The following is a 19,478-nucleotide window of genomic DNA, read 5'->3' on the forward strand; positions in this document are numbered from 1 at the left end:
CTTAGAAAGACAGCCCGCCCTCACGGGCAGCCTCTGCCAGGGCTTTCACCCGGCCATGATAGAGATAGGAGCCACGGTCGAACACAACCTCTTTGACCCCAGCCTTAACAGCGCGCTCTGCAACCAGCTTACCAATGACGGAAGCGGCTGCGATATTCGCACCGGTTTTACCGGCTTCACGAACAGCTTTCTCAAGCGTAGACGCACTGGCCAGTGTAACCCCACGCGCATCATCAATGACTTGAACGTGGATATTCTTGCTAGAACGGAAGACCGACAAACGCGGCCGGCCGCCGCTCTTGCGACGAAGCTGGAAACGCAACCGCTTGCGGCGACGCTCCTGCAATCCTTGCAGCGATGCCATTACTTCTTCTTACCTTCTTTCTGACGCAGAACTTCGGTCTCATAACGAACACCCTTGCCCTTATAAGGCTCAGGTTTACGGAAGCTGCGGATATCCAAAGCTACCTGACCAACGCGCTGCTTGTCGTTACCCTCAACCAAAATGGCTGTCGGACGCGGTGTCGTAATCTTCACATCAGATGGGATCGGATAGACCACATCATGTGAGAAACCAAGATTCATCACCAGATTGGAACCCTGAACAGCAGCACGAAAACCCGTCCCCTGAATCTCAAGCCCTTTCTGGAAACCCTCAGAAACACCCTTCACCATGTTTGCAAACACAGCGCGAGATGTCCCCCACATCGTCCAGCTACGCGGCGTACGCCCCCCTAGAGGAGAGACAGTAATCTTACCATCCGCAATCTTCACATCAACAAATGAAGATACTGGCACACTCAGCTCACCACGTTTGCCTTTGACGCAAAACATGCCGTCCTTGACAACCGCCTCAACCCCGGCGGGGAGCTCAATAGGATATTTACCTACGCGAGACATATTCCCTCCTTAGAAGACGCGGCAGAGGACCTCGCCACCAACATTGGCAGCACGAGCCTCAACGTCTGAAAGAACGCCACGCGGAGTGGAAAGGATAGAAACACCCAAACCAGCATAAACGCGGGGCAACTCTTTAATCTTGGAATATACGCGACGCCCCGGACGAGAAACACGGTGAATCTCACGAATCACAGGCTGGCCATCGCTATATTTCAACTCAATACGGAACTGAGAGATACCCTTACGGACCTCCTCAGTCGTATAACCGCGAATATATCCTTCGCGCTTTAATGCCTCAAGCACGCTAGCGCGCAATTTGGAGGCCGGAGCAACGCAAGCAGCATGGCGGGCACGCTGAGCGTTACGGACCCGGGTGAGCATATCACCCAATGGATCAGACATAGACATTCAGACTACCCTTTTACCAGCTGGACTTAACCATGCCGGGGATTTGCCCCGTAGACGCCAAGTCGCGCAGTGCAATACGACACAGCTCAAACTTACGGTAGTTCCCACGAGAACGACCAGTAAGCTTGCAACGCAAACGCACGCGGGTCTGAGAGCCATTGCGCGGCAACTTCGCTAATTTCAGTGTCGCTTCGAAACGCTCTTCCATAGAAAGAGAGCGATCCTTAATTGTATTTTTAAGAGCGGTCCGCTTTTCACGATCACGCTGCGCCATAGCAGCACGACGATTATTACGGTTTACCGCAGAGATTTTCGCCATCTCGAATCTTCTCCCGGAACCTGTCGGGCCCATCCCGACGGTTTTCCAATCAACGGAACTGTAACGGAAACTCCCCCCTCATGTGAAGGGGGAAAATCTCTTTTCCGCGATTGATACGAAAAAATGTCGCTTAGGACACAAACGGCAGATCAAATGCCTTCAGAAGAGCTTTTGCTTCTTCATCCGTTTTTGCCGTCGTCACAAAGATAATGTCCATCCCACGGATGTCATCAACTTTGTCATAATCAATTTCCGGGAATACAATCTGCTCTTTCAGACCCATGGCAAAATTACCACGGCCATCAAAGCCTTTATTCGCCGGAAGACCACGGAAGTCACGAATACGCGGCATAGCAATCGTCACAAGACGATCCAAGAACTCGTACATACGAGCCTTACGCAACGTGACCTTACATCCAATCGGCAGCCCCTCACGAATGCGGAACCCCGCAACAGCCTTACGAGCCACTGTTTTTACAGGCTTCTGACCAGAAATCAGAGCCATTTCCTCAACAGCAGCGTCAAGCTTCTTTTGGTCAGCAGCGGCTTCACCGACACCCATGTTCAAGACAATTTTCTCAAGCTTGGGAATCTGCATGTCGCTTTTATATCCGAACTGCTCACGCAATTTAGCGCGAAGCTTGTCCTGATAATCCTGCTGCAAACGAGGCAGAACGGTACCTTTTTTATCGCTCATCGTTCGCTCCTCAGCCTTCGATCACTTCGCCGGTTACTTTAGCAACACGGACTTTGCGACCATCTTCCAGAACACGGAAACCAACACGTGTTGGCTTACCACTTTTCGGGTCGATCAGCTTTAGATTGGAGAGATGAACAGGCATTTCACGCTCAACAATACCGCCACCTTCGCCCATACGATTCGGCTTCGTATGACGCTTCGCGATAGCAACCCCACGCACAACAGCCTTCTCCGCCTTAGGCAGAACAGAAAGAACTTCCCCCTGCACACCACGGGAGCGACCTGTCAAAACGAGGACTTTATCACCTTTTTTAATACGTGCAGCCATTACAACACCTCCGGAGCAAGGGAGATGATCTTCATGAACTTGCGTGCACGCAGCTCACGAACAACCGGGCCAAAGATACGCGTGCCAATCGGCTCCTGCTGCTTATTCAGCAACACAGCGGCATTCCGATCAAAGCGAATGGCGGAACCATCGGCGCGGCGCACCGGGTAAGATGTACGCACGATAACGGCCTGATGGACGTCACCTTTCTTCACCTTACCACGCGGAATCGCCTCTTTAACGGATACGACAATGATGTCGCCGACCGAGGCGGTCTTCCGCTTGGAGCCGCCCAGCACCTTGATGCACTGCACCCGACGCGCACCAGAATTATCAGCCACGTCTAGGTTGGTCTCGGGATGAATCATCTGTCTACCCCCTTATGCGCCGACAGAAGACGATGCAGCCTCAGCAACATCGACTCCATTGCGGGAAATGACCGTCCATGTCTTGCGCTTGGAAAGCGGTGCGCACTCAACAATACGCACCACATCACCAATCTTGCATGCGTTAGCATCATCATGCGCTGCATACTTTTTGGAACGGCGGATAAACTTTTTATAGAGCGGATGCATCACGCGACGATCGACAAGAACGGTTACCGTCTTGTCCATCTTATCGCTTGTCACCCGCCCTGTCAGGACGCGCCTTGGCATCGTCCGTCTCCTCTCAGGACTTTGCGGCGGACGTTTTTGCGCCCGCGCGGTTCTTCGACTGGTTCAGCAATGTTTTGATACGCGCGACAGCACGACGCACAATCTTAACACGGCTACTATTTTCGGACTGGCCTGTGGCCGCAGCGAAACGCTGGTTAATCTGCTCACGCTTCAAATCTACAAGAAGAGTCTTCAACTCATCCTCGCTCTTGGCGCGCAGATCAGCAACCTTATAGGTCGTTTCAGCCATTCTCAAGCCTCCCCGATACGCTGAATGAACTTGGTCTTAATCGGCAACTTCGCAGCTGCCAAGCTAAGAGCCAAGCGAGCAACCTCCGGTGGCACCCCTTCGATCTCGAATAGGATACGTCCCGGCTTTACACGGGCTGCCCAGTACTCAGGGTTACCCTTACCGGAACCCATACGCACTTCTGCCGGTTTTGTCGAGACCGGAGTGTCCGGAAAAATACGAATCCAAACACGCCCAGCACGTTTCATCGCACGTGTAATCGCACGACGAGATGCCTCAATTTGACGCGCAGTAATACGCTCCGGCTCCAAGGCTTTTAGACCATACGCACCAAAATTCAGCTGCGTACCGCCCTTAGCCAAGCCATGAATACGGCCCTTATGGGCCTTACGAAACTTTGTCCGCTTTGGAGAAAGCATAATTTTCTATCCTCACATCAAGCACCGCAGATTAAAAGACGGGGAGACCCCCGCCCCTTAACGCTGGGGAGCCTGCTCCGCAGCACGACGGTCCTGAGCCATTGGGTCATGAGCCAGAATCTCACCTTTAAAGATCCAGACCTTCACCCCACAAGAACCGTAAGTGGTATGCGCTGTAGAAGTTCCATAATCGATGTCCGCACGCAATGTATGCAACGGAACGCGACCCTCACGATACTGCTCATCACGAGCAATCTCAGCACCGCCAAGACGCCCACTACATGTGATGCGAATACCCTGAGCCCCCAGACGCATAGCAGACTGGATGGACCGCTTCATCGCACGACGGAACGCTACACGACGCTCCAGCTGTTGCGCAATGCTATCCGCTACCAGAGTGGCATCAATTTCTGGCTTGCGAATCTCAACGATATTCAGAGCAACATCGGCCTTGGTCATGCGGCTAAGGGTCTTACGCAGGGCATCAATGTCCTGCCCCTTCTTACCGATAATCACACCAGGACGCGCAGCATAAATCGTCACACGCGGTTTTTTCGCTGGACGCTCAATAACAACACGGGCAACGCCAGCACCAGAAAGCTTCTTACGCAAGAAAGCGCGTAGCTTCAAGTCCTCATGGAGGAGGCGGGCATAATCCCCACCTGCATACCAGCGGCTATCCCATGTACGATTGACACCGAGCCGCAGCCCGATCGGATTAACCTTATGTCCCATAGATCAGGCTGCCTTCTGCTCTTTGGAGTTCTTGCTAGCTTTGGGGGCTTCAACAGCCTCTGCGCGCTCAGCAACAACAATCTTCAGGTGGCTGAAAAACTTCTCAACACGTGCAGACCGACCACGGCCACGAGCATGGAAGCGTTTCATCACAATCGACTTGCCAACCTCGGCAGTTTTCACCACCAGCTTATCGACATCAAGCTGATGATTATTTTCTGCGTTAGCGACGGCACTCTCAAGAGCCTTCTTCACCTGCTGGGCAATGCGGCGGCGTGAGAATGTCAACGCAGCAATAGCCTTATCAGCTGGCTGATTACGAATCGTCGCAGCAACCAAGTTCAACTTACGCGGGCTAACACGAATATTGCGGGCAACTGCCTGCGCCTCTGTATCAGCCAAGGTACGGATATGCTTAGGCTTACTCATGCTCAGCCTCGCTTCGATTTCTTATCGGAACCATGACCGGTATAAGTACGGGTCGGAGAAAACTCCCCAAACTTATGACCAACCATATGCTCCGTAACCTGCACAGGCAGGAACTTCTGACCATTATAGACGCCGAACGTCAGCCCGACAAACTGCGGCAGGATGGTAGAACGACGTGACCAAATCTTAATCACCTCGTTCCGGCCCGATGCACGAGCCTTTTCAGCCTTACCAAACAGATACCCGTCGACGAACGGGCCTTTCCAGACGGAACGTGCCATCTTCTATGCCCCTCTCTTACTTACCAGTTTTACGACGACGGATAATCAGGCTGTCCGTCTTCTTGTTGGTACGCGTCTTGTAACCCTTTGTCGGTACACCCCAAGGTGTCACAGGATGACGACCACCGGACGTACGCCCCTCACCACCACCATGTGGATGGTCAACAGGGTTCATAACCACACCGCGGTTATGCGGACGGCGACCCATCCAACGACGGCGACCAGCCTTACCGAAATGCTGGTTCATGTTGTCCGGATTAGACACAGCACCAACCGTTGCCATGCACTCACCGCGCACAATACGCAGCTCACCAGATTGCAGCTTAATCTGCGCGTAACCAGCATCCTTACCAACCAGCTGAGCATAATTCCCAGCAGAGCGGGCAAGCTTACCACCAGCACCCGGCTTTAGCTCGATATTATGAATGATGGTCCCCACCGGCATAGATGCCAGCGGCATAGCATTCCCTGGGCGCACATCAGCATGATGAGCTGCAATCACACGATCACCAGCCTTCACACGCTGAGGAGCCAGAATATAGGCCAGCTCACCATCTTCATAACGGATGAGTGCGATGAAGGCTGTGCGGTTAGGGTCATATTCCAGACGCTCAACCGTCGCAGCAACATCAAACTTACGCCGCTTGAAATCAACATAACGATAAGACTGCTTATGCCCACCACCACGGAAGCGCACAGTCGTACGCCCGTAATTATTGCGACCACCAGTCTTGTTTTTACCTTCCGTCAACTGCTTGACGGGCTTGCCTTTCCAAAGCTCGCTCCGGTCAATCAGCACGGTACCACGAGTGCTTGGTGTCGTGGGATTAAAGTGCTTCAATGCCATAGTTTTTTACCCCGCGCGTCAACCAAGCTTCGCTGTAAGGTCGATCGATTGACCCTCAGCAAGCTGAACATACGCCTTCTTGACATCAGAACGGCGACCTGGACGACCCTTAACTCGCTTCACTTTACCCTTTTGGACCAAAGTGCTGACACCAGCAACCTTCACCTTAAAGAGTGCCTCAACAGCGACCTTAATCTGCGGCTTAGTAGCTTCCAAAGCAACTTTGAAAACAACCTGATTCTTTTCGGAGAGCAATGTTGCCTTCTCCGTAATCACCGGCGCACGCAGAACATCAAACAGAGCCTCTTGAGACAGATTTGCTGCGGCCTTACGGGCATTCAAAACAGTTTTTGTTGTCATGCCAGACGCTCCTTGAGACCCTCAAGAGCAGCGTGGGTAATTACCAACACATCATGCTTGAGAATATCATAAACATTCGCCCCAACCGTAGGCAGAAGATCAATCTTCGGCAGGTTGGAAATTGCGCGCGCGAAAGGCTGGTCGGCTACTTGATCAACAATCAAAGCAGAAGAGCAACCGAGAGCCTTTAGACGAACCGCTGCATCGCGTGTCTTCTCAACACCAGAGAGGTCTTTAAGGATGATCAACTTACCTTCAGACGCTTTCTGAGAAACAGCAGACCGCAAACCAAGACGGCGCACTTTCTTAGGCAAATCAAAGCCATGATCGCGCACAACCGGCCCATGAACCACACCACCAGTACGGAACTGCGGTGCTCTCAAAGAGCCTTGACGAGCAGAGCCTGTTCCCTTTTGGCGGTACGGCTTTTTTGTCGTACCAGAAACAGCACCCATGCCGCGCGTTGCATGCGTCCCAGCACGACGCTTAGCGAGCTGCCAGTTCACAACACGGGCCATAATGTCCTTGCGGGGGACAATCCCGAAAATCTCTTCCGGCAGTGCGACTTTGCCTGCACTCCCGTTATCGAGGGTTTTGATATCGTATTCCATATCCCTCACCCGGCGGCCCCTACGGTCGCAGCCGGATAGGGCGCGTCCGCATTGCGGGCCTTCTTGATTGCATCGCGAACCAGAACAACACTGTTCTTGGCACCTGGGATAGCACCGCGCACCATAATCAGGTTACGCTCCTCATCCACAGCAGCAATTTCGAGGTTTTGTGTTGTCACCCGCTTATCACCAAGGTGACCAGCCATCTTCTTGCCCTTAAAGACCTTACCAGGATCCTGGCGTTGGCCTGTAGAGCCGTGAGAGCGGTGACTAATAGACACACCATGTGTGGCTTCCAACCCGGCAAAGTTATGGCGTTTCATAACACCAGCAAAACCTTTACCTTTACTGCGGCCAGTAACATCCACCTTCTGACCCACAACAAAATGAGCAGCAGAAAGCTTCGTCCCTGATTCCAGAACGGCATCTTCTGCCACGCGGAACTCGACCAGCTTTTTCTTGGGTTCAACCTTCACACGGGCAAAGTGCCCACGGTTCGCTTTTGTAACGTGCTTTGTTTTTGCCGCACCCATACCAAGCTGAACAGCCGTATAGCCATCACGCTCTTTTGTGCGGGCATCCACAACCTCGACATTATCAAGGTGCAGCACCGTCACCGGCACATGTGTGCCGTCTTCTTTAAAGAGCCGGGTCATCCCCAGCTTTTTTGCAATCAATCCGGTACGCATCGTCTGGACCTTAGAGTTTAATCTCGACATCAACGCCAGCGGCGAGGTCGAGCTTCATGAGGGCGTCCACGGTCTGCGGAGTCGGCTCGACAATGTCGAGCAAGCGGCGATGTGTTCTCATTTCGAACTGTTCGCGACTTTTCTTATCCACATGCGGTGAACGATTCACAGTAAACCGGGCAATATGCGTCGGCAGAGGGATTGGCCCCCGTACCCGCGCACCCGTACGCTTCGCCGTATTCACAATCTCCTTTGTGCTGTTATCCAACACGCGATGATCATACGCTTTAAGGCGAATGCGGATGTTCTGGTCGTCCATGATTTCACTTCATCCTTACTAAACCGGATGCTGTCCTACTGCATTTTATTTAGAAATGGAACCCCGGCCGAAAAAATTCGACCGGGGTTCCATATTCAAAACCAGTCGGACCTTAGGCGCTGATGGAAGCCACCACGCCGGCACCCACTGTACGGCCACCTTCGCGAATAGCGAAGCGGAGGCCTTCATCCATAGCAATCGGAGCAATCAGCTCGACATCCATGGTAGCATTATCACCCGGCATCACCATCTCGGTGCCTTCCGGCAATGTAACAACACCTGTCACGTCCGTCGTACGGAAATAGAACTGCGGACGATAGTTAGTGAAGAACGGCGTATGACGGCCACCTTCTTCCTTCGTCAGGATGTAAGCCTCAGCCTTGAACTTGCTGTGCGGGGTAATTGTACCCGGCTTAGCCAGAACCTGACCGCGCTCAACATCTTCACGCTTCGTACCACGGAGCAGCGCACCAATGTTATCACCAGCCTCACCACGATCCAGCAGCTTACGGAACATCTCAACGCCCGTAACTGTTGTTTTTGTGGTCGGACGAAGACCAACGATCTCGACCTCGTCACCAACATTGACTTCACCACGCTCGACACGGCCCGTCACAACGGTACCACGACCAGAGATGGAGAACACGTCCTCAATCGGCATCAAGAAGGGACGATCAACCGGACGCTCAGGCTGCGGGATGTAAGCATCAACAGCTTTCATCAGCTCACGGATAGCTTCCTTACCCTGGGCTGGATCACCATCTTCCAGAGTTGCCAAAGCGGAACCCTTCACGATGGGGATATCATCGCCAGGGAAGTCGTAGGAGGACAGAAGCTCACGAACTTCCATCTCCACCAGCTCCAGAAGCTCTGGATCGTCAACCTGGTCAACTTTGTTCAAGAAGACAACCAGAGCCGGCACACCGACCTGACGAGCCAAAAGGATGTGCTCACGTGTCTGCGGCATTGGGCCGTCAGCAGCGGACACAACCAGAATGGCACCATCCATCTGCGCCGCACCAGTGATCATGTTCTTCACATAGTCAGCGTGACCGGGGCAGTCCACGTGAGCGTAGTGACGGTTATCCGTCTCATACTCAACGTGCGCTGTGGAAATCGTAATACCACGAGCGCGCTCTTCAGGAGCCTTATCGATCTGATCATAAGCACTGAAGGTTGCACCACCGGTCTCAGCCAGTGTCTTTGTGATTGCAGCCGTCAGCGTGGTTTTACCATGGTCAACGTGACCAATCGTGCCGATGTTAACATGCGGCTTAGTACGCTCAAATTTAGCCTTTGCCATCGTCTCTCTCCAAAACCTTGACCCGGCAAGGGCCAAAGGTATGACTGAAACTTCATGCTGGCCACCCTGCAAGCAGATAGTGACCAGAAGCCTTAGCTGGTAAAATTACCAGCGATAATGACTGAATGCCTTATTGGCTTCAGCCATGCGGTGCGTGTCTTCCCGTTTCTTGACGGCTGCGCCGCGGTTATTCACCGCGTCCATCAACTCATTGGAAAGACGGTCCTGCATGGTGTTCTCACCACGCTTGCGGGACGCATCAATCAACCAGCGAATAGCCAGAGCTTGACGGCGTTCTGCACGAACCTCTACCGGAACCTGATAGGTCGCACCGCCGACACGACGGGAGCGGACCTCAACGGCCGGTTTTACATTATCCAATGCCGAGTGGAACATAGCCACTGGGTCCGCGCTGGACCCACCACGCTTACGCAGCACTTCAAGTGCTCCATAAACGATGCGCTCGGCAGTAGATTTCTTACCATCATACATAAGCGCATTCATAAAGCGCGTAATGACGGCATCTCCGAATTTTGGATCGGGAAGGATCTCACGCTTAACAGCGCGATGACGGCGACTCATTCCAAATACCCCTTATTTCGGCCGCTTCGCGCCATACAACGAACGACGCTGACGACGTTTTGCGATACCCTGCGTATCCAACACACCACGTAGAATGTGGTAACGCACACCGGGAAGATCCTTCACGCGACCACCGCGGATAAGAACAACACTATGCTCCTGAAGGTTATGCCCTTCACCAGGAATATAGCTCACCACCTCATACCCGTTGGTCAGACGCACCTTGGCGACCTTACGCAGGGCGGAGTTCGGTTTCTTCGGCGTTACAGTATAAACACGTGTGCAAACACCACGCTTCTGCGGACATCCCTGCAGAGCAGGAACCTTGTTCCGCTTTGCGGCCGGCTCACGGCCCTTTGCGATCAACTGGTTGATGGTCGGCATGCGCCCTTCCCAATCCTTGTCCATATGCTGGTGGGAGACATTCCCACCACGACATTCCGTTCTAACCGACACGCGGCTGAACCGCCTGTCTCGCACAATTGCACCGAAGAGAAGGAGAGACTCCTCCTCCCGTAGCGACTTGCCTCTGGACTTAACCCCTTTCTTACAGAAACGGAAGTAGTGCCAGACGCTATTTTTTACTCTGGGACGATTCCTTCACCTTAACAAGCGGGAACTGTCTGAAGCGCGAACCCTAAGAGGGCTTGGCCTCACTGTCAAGCCTCTCTGTACCAACAGAGAGGCTTAAACATCCAGAATCCTTACTCTGCGGCGTCCTCCACCTCATCCAGCCCTTTAGGGAGCTGTGTCGGAGCCTGATCGGCTGCCAGACTACGCAACCGCCGCATAGCACCGCCTGTCCCTGCGGGGATCAAACGACCGACAATCACATTCTCCTTCAAGCCGCCAAGCGTGTCGATTCTGCCTGATGTAGCAGCATCTGTAAGCACGCGTGTCGTCTCTTGGAAGGAAGCCGCCGAGATAAAGGACTGCGTTTGCAACGATGCTTTGGTAATCCCCTGAAGAATCGGCATCGCCTTTGCTGGCTCACGCCCTTGCTCCAGAAGAGCTTTATTATCGCGCTCAAACTCAATCCGATCCACTGTTTCACCAATAAGGTAAGTGGAATCACCCGGCTCCAGAACTTCAACCTTCTGCAACATCTGGCGGACGATTACTTCGATATGCTTATCGTTAATCTTCACACCTTGCAGGCGGTAAACATCCTGAATCTCATTAACGAGATAGTCAGACAGAGCCTCCATCCCCATGACTTTTAAAATATCATGCGGAACACGGGGGCCATCCACCAGCGGGTCACCCTTTTGAACAAAGTCACCTTCCTGAACGGAAATATGCTTGCCCTTAGGAATCAGATATTCTTTTCGCTCGCCTGTTTCATCATTATGCACGATGACACAACGCTTAGCCTTATAGTCCTTGCCGAACTCAATACGACCATCACCTTCTGCAATAATCGCATGGTCCTTCGGACGGCGTGCCTCAAAAAGCTCTGCCACGCGCGGTAGACCACCGGTAATATCACGCGTTTTAGATCCTTCACGCGGGATACGGGCCAGCACGTCACCCGCATGAACCTCTGCCCCATTCTCTACCGAGAGAATACTGTCGGGAGAGAGGAAGTAGCGAGCCTCATTACCATTGGCAAGACGAACCACATTCCCTTGAGCGTCCTTCAACTGCAAGCGAGGCCGTAGGTCCACACCCTTCGCGGCTTGTTTGTAGTCCACAACCACGCGAGAGGTTAGGCCGGTGACTTCGTCAACCCGCTCAACCAGTGTGATACTGTCGATCAGGTCTTGATACTCCACCGTACCAGCTTGCTCGGTGATGATGGGGAGGGTGTAAGGATCCCACTCAGCCATCTTATCACCGCGCTTTACCTCCTGCCCTTCCGAGACCATCAAGCGCGCCCCGTAAGGCACACGATACCGGGCTTTCTCTGCCCCGGTCTCATCAATAAGCAGGATCTCACAGTTACGGGACATCACTACAGGAACATTCTGTGAGTTTTGCACCACATTGCGGTTGCGGATGGTCACCTTACCATCACGGAAGGCTTCCACCATGGATTGCTCCGCACCACGGGTCGCCGCACCACCAATATGGAAGGTCCGCATCGTAAGCTGCGTACCAGGCTCACCAATGGATTGAGCGGCAATTACACCCACAGCCTCACCGATATTCACTGCTGTACCACGAGCAAGGTCACGCCCATAGCAATGGGCGCAGATGCCAGCCTGACTATCGCAGGTGAGAACGGAACGAATCTCAACCGCCTCGATCCCTGCTTCCTCAAGCCGCTCGACATCCGCCTCATCCAACAGGCGGTTACGCTCCAGCAGCACTTCACCCGTCATAGGATGAGCGACATCCTTCGCCAAGGTCCGCCCCAGAGCACGCTCTGCCAAGGAGGCTACAACCTCACCGCTATCCATCACGGCACGAACAACCAAACCACGCTCACTGCCGCAATCTGCTTCGATAATGATGCAATCCTGCGCCACATCGACCAGACGGCGGGTAAGATACCCGGAGTTCGCTGTTTTAAGCGCAGTATCGGCAAGACCCTTACGCGCACCATGGCTCGAGGTGAAGTAATCGAGAACCGACAGACCTTCTTTAAAGTTAGCAACAATCGGCTGTTCGATAATCTCACCTGATGGCTTCACCATCAGGCCACGCATACCGGCAAGCTGCTTCATCTGTGCTGGTGACCCACGAGCCCCAGAATGGCTCATCATCCACACAGAATTAGTGGGCTTACCCGGCACTTGCTTGGAGATTTCCTTCAACATGGCGGCCTGCACCTCGTCCGTGCAGCGCGACCACGCATCCACCACCTTGTTGTAACGCTCGCCAGCGGTAATCAGACCTTCCTGATATTGCTGCTCGAACTCCTTTACTTCCTCGGTCGTCTTGGCAACCAAGGTTGCCTTCTCACTTGGGACGATCATGTCGTCCTTACCGAAGGAAATACCGGCCTTCGCAGCATGGCGGAAACCAAGAGCCATCAGACGGTCACAGAAGATAACCGCTTCCTTCTGCCCACAATGACGATACACCGTATCAATCACGTCGGAAACCAGCTTCTTCGTCAGCTGACGGTTAATCAAGCTGAAAGGAATAGCCGGATTCTTGGGCAGAATCTGAGCAATCAAAGCACGACCAGGGGTTGTAAGCACCGTCTGGCGGACGGACTTGCCCTCCTCATCCTGCACATCCAAGCGCAGACGAATCTTATCATGCAGCTTTAATGCACCAGCAAGCAGAGCGGCCTCAATCTCGGCAACCGCTGCATAAGCAGGCGGCCCAGCTTTAACGACCTTGCCATCCTTAATCTCTGCTTCATCGGGTGTGAGGCGGTATTCTGGCACTTCAAGGCTCAGATAATACAGGCCAAGCACAATGTCCTGAGACGGCACAATAATGGGCTTACCATTGGCAGGGCTGAGGATGTTGTTGGTAGACATCATCAACACGCGTGCCTCTAGCTGCGCCTCTAGGGAGAGAGGCACATGCACGGCCATTTGGTCACCGTCAAAGTCCGCATTAAAAGCAGTACAAACGAGCGGATGAAGCTGAATCGCCTTGCCTTCTACGAGGCTCGGCTCGAAGGCCTGAATCCCCAGACGGTGCAACGTTGGCGCACGGTTCAACATCACCGGATGCTCGCGGATAACTTCCTCAAGAATATCCCACACTTCCGGCCGCTCCTTCTCGACCATACGCTTAGCGGCTTTAATGGTCGTTGCGTGCCCGTACTTCTCCAACTTGGAGTAGATGAACGGCTTGAACAGCTCCAAAGCCATCTTCTTAGGAAGACCACATTGATGCAGCTTCAGCTCCGGCCCCACCACAATGACGGAACGACCAGAATAGTCCACGCGCTTACCAAGAAGGTTCTGACGGAAACGACCTTGCTTCCCTTTCAGCATATCAGAAAGGGACTTCAACGGCCGTTTATTCGCCCCGGTAATGGCACGTCCACGGCGACCATTATCGAACAGCGCATCCACCGCCTCTTGCAGCATACGCTTTTCGTTACGCACGATAATATCGGGCGCACGAAGCTCAATGAGGCGTTTTAGACGGTTATTACGGTTGATAACACGGCGATACAAATCATTGAGGTCGGATGTTGCAAAACGCCCGCCATCCAGTGGCACGAGGGGGCGCAGCTCCGGCGGAATCACCGGCACAATGTCCAGAATCATCCATTCCGGCTTAGCCCCGCTCTCCACGAAGGCTTCCACCATCTTCAAGCGTTTGACGAGCTTCTTACGCGCTGCCTCGGATGTCGCCTTACGCAATTTCTTGCGCATGATGGTCTTTTCCGAATCGCCTTCCATTACATCTGCATCGTAATCGAAGGGATCCGCCTCGCCCCGCTCCTTTGCCGCGCGGCTTAGCTCGGCTTCCTCAGCATTGGGAAGACCCCAATTATAGCTGGAGAGCGCACGTTTAATCGCCTCCGCCCCGATGCCGACATCCAGACCATCATCAGCGAACTCATCCATCAATTCTTCGCAGCGGATTTCATCCAGCAAATATTGATCACGACGCTTGCCATGCTTGTAAGATTCGACTTGGTCGGACTCACAAACCCCTTTATCCAGCACCAAGAACTTCTCAAAATACAGGACGGGCTCAACATCTTTGAGCGGCAAATCCAGCATTGTGGCAATACGGCTAGGAAGGGACTTGAGGAACCAAATATGAGCCACCGGCGAGGCTAGATCGATATGACCCATCCGCTCGCGCCGCACCTTGGCTAAGGTGACCTCTACGCCACATTTCTCGCAGATAATCCCGCGGAACTTCATCCGCTTATATTTACCGCACAGACATTCATAATCCTTAGTCGGACCAAAAATGCGCGCACAGAAAAGACCATCGCGCTCTGGCTTGAACGTCCGGTAATTGATCGTTTCTGGTTTTTTGATCTCGCCATAAGACCAAGACCGAATCTGCTCGCTCGAAGCAAGCTGAATACGGATCTGGTCAAACGTGCCTGACTGCCCAGACTGACCGAGAATCTTCATGAGATCGTTCATTTGCCGAAACCCCATTGTGCCGAACGACATACCGCCGGCACGTTAAACATGAACAATGAAGAAGGAGCGGAAAGCACTGCCCTCACAGCCCCCCCTGCTCAAGCTCGACATTCAAACCAAGCGACTTCAGTTCTTTCACAAGGACGTTGAAGCTTTCTGGAATACCTGCTTCAAAATCATCCTGCTCCCGAACAATCGCCTCATACACCTTTGTACGGCCGGAGACGTCATCGGATTTCACTGTCAGCATTTCCTGAAGCGTATAAGCCGCCCCGTAAGCCTCCAATGCCCAAACTTCCATCTCCCCGAAACGCTGCCCACCAAACTGAGCCTTACCACCAAGCGGCTGCTGGGTGACCAGCGAGTAAGGACCAATCGAACGTGCGTGAATCTTGTCATCAACAAGATGATGCAGCTTCAGCATATAGATGTAACCAACGGTGGATTGACGCTCGAACGCTTCACCCGTCCGCCCATCAATCAACTGGGACTGCCCCGTCTCGCTCACACCAGCCTTCTTCAGCATTCCCTCAATATCAGGGATAGATGCCCCATCGAAGACTGGGGTAGCAATCGGCACACCCTTACGCAGGTTATTGGCAAGTTCAATCAGCTGGTTGTTATCCATGCTGGCGATGTCTTCTTTGAAGATTTCCTCCCCATAGACATCTTTCAGCTTGTCCAACAACTCTTGCCGTTTCTCACCCGTGCGCTGATATTCATCTACCATTGCACCAATGCTTTGGCCGATATTGGCACAGGCCCATCCGAGATGGGTCTCCAAAATCTGCCCCACATTCATACGCGATGGCACGCCAAGAGGGTTCAATAGCAGGTCAACAGGCTGGCCATTCTCAAGGAAGGGCATATCCTCAACCGGCACAACGCGGGAGACCACACCCTTATTACCATGACGACCGGCCATTTTATCACCCGGCTGAAGCTTACGCTTCACCGCAATGAAGACCTTAACCATCTTCATCACACCCGGCGGCAGCTCATCACCACGCTGAAGCTTCTCGACCTTATTATCGAAGCGATAATTGATGCGCTTAACAGCATCATCAAACTCACGACATAATGTCTCAAGCTGCGCCATAGTCGCAACATCAGCAACCGGAATGTTACGCCATGTTGTACGTGGGTGCTCAGCAAGCAGCTCCGCCGTGATAGGCGTACCTGCACGAATCCCCTTAAAGCCAGCCGCAGCCTCTTGGCCAATCAGATGCTCTTTAAGACGGTTATAGAAGCTACGCTCCTGAATCCCGCGCTCATCGTCACGGTCCTTAGCGAGACGCTCAATCTCGGAACGCTCAATCGCCATGGCGCGCTCATCTTTATCCACCCCGCGGCGGGAGAAGACGCGCACATCAACCACTGTGCCGCTTGTCCCCGGCGGAAGCTTCAGAGACGTATCGCGCACATCGGAGGCTTTCTCACCAAAGATGGCACGCAGAAGTTTTTCTTCCGGCGTCATCGGGCTTTCACCCTTTGGTGTCACCTTACCGATGAGGATATCGCCCGGATTAACCTCGGCTCCAACATAAACAATGCCAGCTTCATCAAGGTTGCGCAGGGCTTCTTCCCCGACATTGGGAATATCACGCGTAATTTCTTCCTGCCCCAGCTTTGTATCACGGGCCATGACCTCAAACTCTTCAATATGAATTGAAGTGAAGATGTCATCACGCGCAATACGCTCGGAAATCAGGATCGAATCCTCGAAGTTGTACCCATTCCACGGCACGAAGGCCACGAGAACGTTACGCCCCAGAGCCAGCTCCCCAAGCTCGGTAGAAGGACCATCTGCGATGATGTCCCCTGCCACAACTTGATCCCCAACCCGCACTAGTGGACGTTGATTCAAGCATGTGGACTGGTTGGAGCGCATATATTTCCGCAAGCGGTAAATATCCACACCTTGCGTTGCGCCTTGTTCATCCGTGGCACGGATAACAATACGCGCACCATCGAGCTGGTCCACCACACCGCCACGTTTAGCGATGATGGTCGCCCCAGAATCATGTGCGACAGGCCCTTCCATCCCCGTACCCACGAGCGGCGCATCCGCGCGCACCAGAGGCACGGCCTGACGTTGCATGTTTGAACCCATGAGCGCACGGTTCGCATCGTCATTTTCCAAGAACGGAATCAACGCCGCCGCAACAGAGACGAGCTGCTTTGGTGAGACGTCACACGCCGTGACTTGCTCCGGGGCTACGAGGCGGAAATCACCCGTCTGACGCACAGCAACAAGCTCATCAGTCAAGCGGTTATTGCTCTGCTTAGCATCCGCTTGCGCCACCAAAAGACGCTCTTCTTCCATCGCGGAAAGATACTTCCAACCATCTTGGAAGACACCATCCTTCACCAGACGATAAGGCGTCTCGATAAAGCCGTATTTATTGACCTTTGCGTAAGTCGCCAGGGAGTTAATCAGACCAATATTCGGCCCTTCTGGCGTCTCAATCGGGCAGATACGACCATAATGCGTTGGATGAACGTCACGAACCTCAAAGCCTGCGCGCTCACGCGTTAACCCGCCCGGCCCAAGAGCGGAGAGACGCCGCTTATGCGTTACCTCAGAGAGCGGGTTGGTTTGGTCCATAAACTGGCTAAGCTGGGAAGAACCGAAGAACTCACGCACAGCAGCCGCAGCCGGTTTCGCATTGATGAGGTCATGCGGCATGACGGTATCAATATCGACAGAGCCCATCCGCTCACGGATAGCACGCTCCATCCGCAGCAAGCCGATGCGATATTGATTCTCCATCAGCTCCCCAACGGAGCGGACGCGGCGGTTACCCAGGTTATCAATATCATCAACCTGACCACGTCCATCCTTCAAGTCGCACAGAATCTTAACCGTGCGTAGGATATCCTCTTTACGCAGCGTCCGCAGCGTATCAGGCGCATCCACATCCAGCCGCATGTTCATCTTCACACGGCCAACAGCAGAGAGGTCGTAACGATCCTGCGAGAAGAACAAACCACGCAGCATAGCCTCCGCCGTCTCACGGGTCGGCGGCTCGCCGGGGCGCATGATGCGATAAATATCGATCAACGCCTCCTCACGCGTGGTGTTCTTATCCGCCATAAGCGTATTACGAACCCACGGGCCATGCGTACCATCAATGGCAAGAACGGGCAGCTCCGTTAGGCCAAGCTCTTCCAGCTCGGCAAGCTTTTCTTCCGTAAGCTCCTCGCCGGCTTCCGCGTAGATCTCACCCGTCTTTTCATTGACGAGGTCATGAGCGATGAAGCGGCCCAGAATATCCAACCGCCCAACTTGCACAACGCGGGTCTTTTCAGCAATTTTACGAACAACGCGCGCTGTTAGCTTTGTCTCGGCATCTGCAACGACCTCACCCGTATCCGCATCCACGAGCGGGCTGAGCAGCTTAATGCCACGAAAAGCCTCTGGGTCAAACGGACGCGCCCACTCACTCCCCATGCGCGTGAAGGGCACCGTGCCATAGAAGTTAGCGAGGATTTCATCCTCATCCATCCCCGTGACTTCTAGCGCATCAACATCGCCACCTTCAGCCAATTTGGCCTCACGCGCCTTGAGGTAATTTTCTCCCTCTAAGGCATAAAGCAACGTAGTGACAGGCAATTTGCGCTTACGGTCGATACGGACATGGATAATATCCTTCGCATCGAACTCAAAATCCAACCAAGAGCCACGATAGGGGATAATACGCGCTGCAAAGAGATATTTACCGGAAGAATGTGTCTTGCCTTTATCATGGTCAAAGAACACGCCGGGGCTACGATGCATCTGCGAAACAATGACGCGCTCGGTCCCGTTGATGATAAAGGTGCCGTTATCTGTCATGAGCGGCATATCGCCCATATAGACCGGCTGCTCCTTCAGGTCATGAATGGAGCGTGTCCCTGTATCCTCATCAATATCCCATGTTGTTAGACGCAGAATGACCTTCAGCGGAGCAGCATAAGTTAGCCCGCGCTGGATGCATTCTTCCACATCATATTTCGGCTCCTCAAACTCATAATACTGAAAGTCTAACCGACCACGCCCAGCAAAATCATGAATTGGGAAAACGGAGCGAAAAACCTCCTGAAGGCCCGCTGCCTCGCGGCTATCGGGGCGCACATTCATTTGCAGGAATGCTTCATATGAAGCCCGCTGCACGTCAATCAAATTAGGCATCGGCGCAATCTCGGGAATACGCCCGAAGCTTTTGCGGATCCTTTTACGCCCTGTGAAGGATTTTGTGATCGCCATCTTATCCTGCCTCTGAACCAGACCTTCAAGTCGTCCGTGTTAGTCCCATGCCTCTTAATAGAGACGACAGAC

General features: G+C 53.3%; 23 protein-coding genes. All 23 read right to left on the reverse strand.

Annotated elements, in window-relative coordinates:
• Position 1: 1 nt before the first annotated feature.
• Positions 2 to 364, reverse strand: coding sequence for a 50S ribosomal protein L18 (gene rplR / locus GM557_RS06815; protein WP_099026820.1), 363 nt, complete (start codon positions 362 to 364; stop codon positions 2 to 4).
• Positions 364 to 900: a 50S ribosomal protein L6 gene (gene rplF, locus GM557_RS06820; RefSeq protein WP_099026821.1), complete on the reverse strand. Its 537-nt coding sequence runs from the start codon at positions 898 to 900 to the stop codon at positions 364 to 366. Before rplF ends, rplR begins: the two co-directional genes overlap by 1 nt.
• A 9-nt stretch (positions 901 to 909) precedes the next feature.
• Positions 910 to 1,308 carry a 30S ribosomal protein S8 gene (rpsH, locus tag GM557_RS06825; protein ID WP_099026822.1) on the reverse strand — a complete coding sequence of 133 codons (399 nt, stop codon included), beginning with the start codon at positions 1,306 to 1,308 and terminating at the stop codon, positions 910 to 912.
• Positions 1,309 to 1,321: 13 nt separating this feature from the next.
• A complete protein-coding gene (gene rpsN / locus GM557_RS06830) occupies positions 1,322 to 1,627 on the reverse strand; it encodes a 30S ribosomal protein S14 (protein ID WP_155573628.1) in 306 nt (101 codons plus the stop codon).
• Between the two features lie 130 nt (positions 1,628 to 1,757).
• Positions 1,758 to 2,324 (reverse strand): 50S ribosomal protein L5, encoded by a 567-nt coding sequence (gene rplE / locus GM557_RS06835; protein WP_155573629.1) that lies wholly within the window; start codon positions 2,322 to 2,324, stop codon positions 1,758 to 1,760.
• Between the two features lie 10 nt (positions 2,325 to 2,334).
• Positions 2,335 to 2,655, reverse strand: coding sequence for a 50S ribosomal protein L24 (rplX, locus tag GM557_RS06840; protein WP_155573630.1), 321 nt, complete (start codon positions 2,653 to 2,655; stop codon positions 2,335 to 2,337).
• On the reverse strand, positions 2,655 to 3,023 hold the full coding sequence (rplN, locus tag GM557_RS06845; RefSeq protein ID WP_043557844.1) for a 50S ribosomal protein L14: 369 nt from the start codon (positions 3,021 to 3,023) through the stop codon (positions 2,655 to 2,657). The genes rplX and rplN overlap by 1 nt, the downstream gene beginning before the upstream one ends.
• A 12-nt stretch (positions 3,024 to 3,035) precedes the next feature.
• Positions 3,036 to 3,311, reverse strand: coding sequence for a 30S ribosomal protein S17 (gene rpsQ / locus GM557_RS06850; RefSeq protein WP_077396236.1), 276 nt, complete (start codon positions 3,309 to 3,311; stop codon positions 3,036 to 3,038).
• A gap of 13 nt (positions 3,312 to 3,324) precedes the next feature.
• Positions 3,325 to 3,561, reverse strand: a complete 237-nt coding sequence (gene rpmC / locus GM557_RS06855; protein ID WP_099026826.1) for a 50S ribosomal protein L29 — start codon at positions 3,559 to 3,561, stop codon at positions 3,325 to 3,327.
• A gap of 2 nt (positions 3,562 to 3,563) precedes the next feature.
• On the reverse strand, positions 3,564 to 3,980 hold the full coding sequence (gene rplP / locus GM557_RS06860; RefSeq protein WP_099026827.1) for a 50S ribosomal protein L16: 417 nt from the start codon (positions 3,978 to 3,980) through the stop codon (positions 3,564 to 3,566).
• A gap of 57 nt (positions 3,981 to 4,037) precedes the next feature.
• A complete protein-coding gene (gene rpsC / locus GM557_RS06865) occupies positions 4,038 to 4,715 on the reverse strand; it encodes a 30S ribosomal protein S3 (RefSeq protein ID WP_155573631.1) in 678 nt (225 codons plus the stop codon).
• 3 nt (positions 4,716 to 4,718) lie between these two features.
• Positions 4,719 to 5,144: a 50S ribosomal protein L22 gene (rplV, locus tag GM557_RS06870; protein WP_155573632.1), complete on the reverse strand. Its 426-nt coding sequence runs from the start codon at positions 5,142 to 5,144 to the stop codon at positions 4,719 to 4,721.
• Between the two features lie 2 nt (positions 5,145 to 5,146).
• Positions 5,147 to 5,425 (reverse strand): 30S ribosomal protein S19, encoded by a 279-nt coding sequence (gene rpsS, locus GM557_RS06875; RefSeq protein ID WP_043557836.1) that lies wholly within the window; start codon positions 5,423 to 5,425, stop codon positions 5,147 to 5,149.
• A 16-nt stretch (positions 5,426 to 5,441) separates the two neighbouring features.
• Positions 5,442 to 6,272 (reverse strand): 50S ribosomal protein L2, encoded by an 831-nt coding sequence (gene rplB / locus GM557_RS06880; RefSeq protein ID WP_155573633.1) that lies wholly within the window; start codon positions 6,270 to 6,272, stop codon positions 5,442 to 5,444.
• Between the two features lie 18 nt (positions 6,273 to 6,290).
• Entirely contained in the window at positions 6,291 to 6,587 is a 297-nt protein-coding gene (locus tag GM557_RS06885; RefSeq protein WP_196424622.1) for a 50S ribosomal protein L23, read from the reverse strand.
• A 41-nt stretch (positions 6,588 to 6,628) separates the two neighbouring features.
• On the reverse strand, positions 6,629 to 7,243 hold the full coding sequence (gene rplD, locus GM557_RS06890) for a 50S ribosomal protein L4 (protein WP_099026832.1): 615 nt from the start codon (positions 7,241 to 7,243) through the stop codon (positions 6,629 to 6,631).
• A gap of 5 nt (positions 7,244 to 7,248) precedes the next feature.
• Positions 7,249 to 7,932: a 50S ribosomal protein L3 gene (gene rplC / locus GM557_RS06895; RefSeq protein WP_155573635.1), complete on the reverse strand. Its 684-nt coding sequence runs from the start codon at positions 7,930 to 7,932 to the stop codon at positions 7,249 to 7,251.
• 10 nt (positions 7,933 to 7,942) lie between these two features.
• Positions 7,943 to 8,251 (reverse strand): 30S ribosomal protein S10, encoded by a 309-nt coding sequence (gene rpsJ / locus GM557_RS06900; protein WP_018980179.1) that lies wholly within the window; start codon positions 8,249 to 8,251, stop codon positions 7,943 to 7,945.
• 112 nt (positions 8,252 to 8,363) lie between these two features.
• Entirely contained in the window at positions 8,364 to 9,554 is a 1,191-nt protein-coding gene (tuf, locus tag GM557_RS06905; RefSeq protein WP_155573636.1) for an elongation factor Tu, read from the reverse strand.
• A 105-nt stretch (positions 9,555 to 9,659) separates the two neighbouring features.
• Entirely contained in the window at positions 9,660 to 10,136 is a 477-nt protein-coding gene (gene rpsG / locus GM557_RS06910; protein ID WP_099026835.1) for a 30S ribosomal protein S7, read from the reverse strand.
• A 12-nt stretch (positions 10,137 to 10,148) separates the two neighbouring features.
• Positions 10,149 to 10,520 carry a 30S ribosomal protein S12 gene (rpsL, locus tag GM557_RS06915; protein ID WP_023979007.1) on the reverse strand — a complete coding sequence of 124 codons (372 nt, stop codon included), beginning with the start codon at positions 10,518 to 10,520 and terminating at the stop codon, positions 10,149 to 10,151.
• Between the two features lie 320 nt (positions 10,521 to 10,840).
• Positions 10,841 to 15,157, reverse strand: a complete 4,317-nt coding sequence (gene rpoC / locus GM557_RS06920) for a DNA-directed RNA polymerase subunit beta' (protein ID WP_155573742.1) — start codon at positions 15,155 to 15,157, stop codon at positions 10,841 to 10,843.
• 82 nt (positions 15,158 to 15,239) lie between these two features.
• Positions 15,240 to 19,406, reverse strand: a complete 4,167-nt coding sequence (gene rpoB / locus GM557_RS06925; RefSeq protein ID WP_155573637.1) for a DNA-directed RNA polymerase subunit beta — start codon at positions 19,404 to 19,406, stop codon at positions 15,240 to 15,242.
• Positions 19,407 to 19,478: the final 72 nt, after the last annotated feature.

It is taken from the genome of Bombella sp. ESL0385, assembly GCF_009725755.1.
Classification (GTDB): domain Bacteria; phylum Pseudomonadota; class Alphaproteobacteria; order Acetobacterales; family Acetobacteraceae; genus Bombella; species Bombella pollinis.

Excerpts from the sequence above, each read along its gene's own strand:
- rplB (WP_155573633.1), bottom strand. The coding sequence starts at position 6,272 with ATGGCATTGAAGCACTTTAATCCCACGACACCAAGCACTCGTGGTACC.
- rpsC (WP_155573631.1), bottom strand. The coding sequence starts at position 4,715 with ATGGGACATAAGGTTAATCCGATCGGGCTGCGGCTCGGTGTCAATCGT.
- rpsN (WP_155573628.1), bottom strand. The coding sequence starts at position 1,627 with ATGGCGAAAATCTCTGCGGTAAACCGTAATAATCGTCGTGCTGCTATG.
- tuf (WP_155573636.1), bottom strand. The coding sequence starts at position 9,554 with ATGGCAAAGGCTAAATTTGAGCGTACTAAGCCGCATGTTAACATCGGC.
- rpsL (WP_023979007.1), bottom strand. The coding sequence starts at position 10,520 with ATGCCGACCATCAACCAGTTGATCGCAAAGGGCCGTGAGCCGGCCGCA.
- rpoC (WP_155573742.1), bottom strand. The coding sequence starts at position 15,157 with ATGAACGATCTCATGAAGATTCTCGGTCAGTCTGGGCAGTCAGGCACG.
- rpsJ (WP_018980179.1), bottom strand. The coding sequence starts at position 8,251 with ATGGACGACCAGAACATCCGCATTCGCCTTAAAGCGTATGATCATCGC.
- rpsS (WP_043557836.1), bottom strand. The coding sequence starts at position 5,425 with ATGGCACGTTCCGTCTGGAAAGGCCCGTTCGTCGACGGGTATCTGTTT.
- rpmC (WP_099026826.1), bottom strand. The coding sequence starts at position 3,561 with ATGGCTGAAACGACCTATAAGGTTGCTGATCTGCGCGCCAAGAGCGAG.
- rpsQ (WP_077396236.1), bottom strand. The coding sequence starts at position 3,311 with ATGCCAAGGCGCGTCCTGACAGGGCGGGTGACAAGCGATAAGATGGAC.
- rplV (WP_155573632.1), bottom strand. The coding sequence starts at position 5,144 with ATGAGTAAGCCTAAGCATATCCGTACCTTGGCTGATACAGAGGCGCAG.
- rplP (WP_099026827.1), bottom strand. The coding sequence starts at position 3,980 with ATGCTTTCTCCAAAGCGGACAAAGTTTCGTAAGGCCCATAAGGGCCGT.
- rplR (WP_099026820.1), bottom strand. The coding sequence starts at position 364 with ATGGCATCGCTGCAAGGATTGCAGGAGCGTCGCCGCAAGCGGTTGCGT.
- rpsG (WP_099026835.1), bottom strand. The coding sequence starts at position 10,136 with ATGAGTCGCCGTCATCGCGCTGTTAAGCGTGAGATCCTTCCCGATCCA.
- rplX (WP_155573630.1), bottom strand. The coding sequence starts at position 2,655 with ATGGCTGCACGTATTAAAAAAGGTGATAAAGTCCTCGTTTTGACAGGT.
- rplD (WP_099026832.1), bottom strand. The coding sequence starts at position 7,243 with ATGGAATACGATATCAAAACCCTCGATAACGGGAGTGCAGGCAAAGTC.
- rpoB (WP_155573637.1), bottom strand. The coding sequence starts at position 19,406 with ATGGCGATCACAAAATCCTTCACAGGGCGTAAAAGGATCCGCAAAAGC.
- rpsH (WP_099026822.1), bottom strand. The coding sequence starts at position 1,308 with ATGTCTATGTCTGATCCATTGGGTGATATGCTCACCCGGGTCCGTAAC.
- rplF (WP_099026821.1), bottom strand. The coding sequence starts at position 900 with ATGTCTCGCGTAGGTAAATATCCTATTGAGCTCCCCGCCGGGGTTGAG.
- rplC (WP_155573635.1), bottom strand. The coding sequence starts at position 7,932 with ATGCGTACCGGATTGATTGCAAAAAAGCTGGGGATGACCCGGCTCTTT.
- rplN (WP_043557844.1), bottom strand. The coding sequence starts at position 3,023 with ATGATTCATCCCGAGACCAACCTAGACGTGGCTGATAATTCTGGTGCG.
- rplE (WP_155573629.1), bottom strand. The coding sequence starts at position 2,324 with ATGAGCGATAAAAAAGGTACCGTTCTGCCTCGTTTGCAGCAGGATTAT.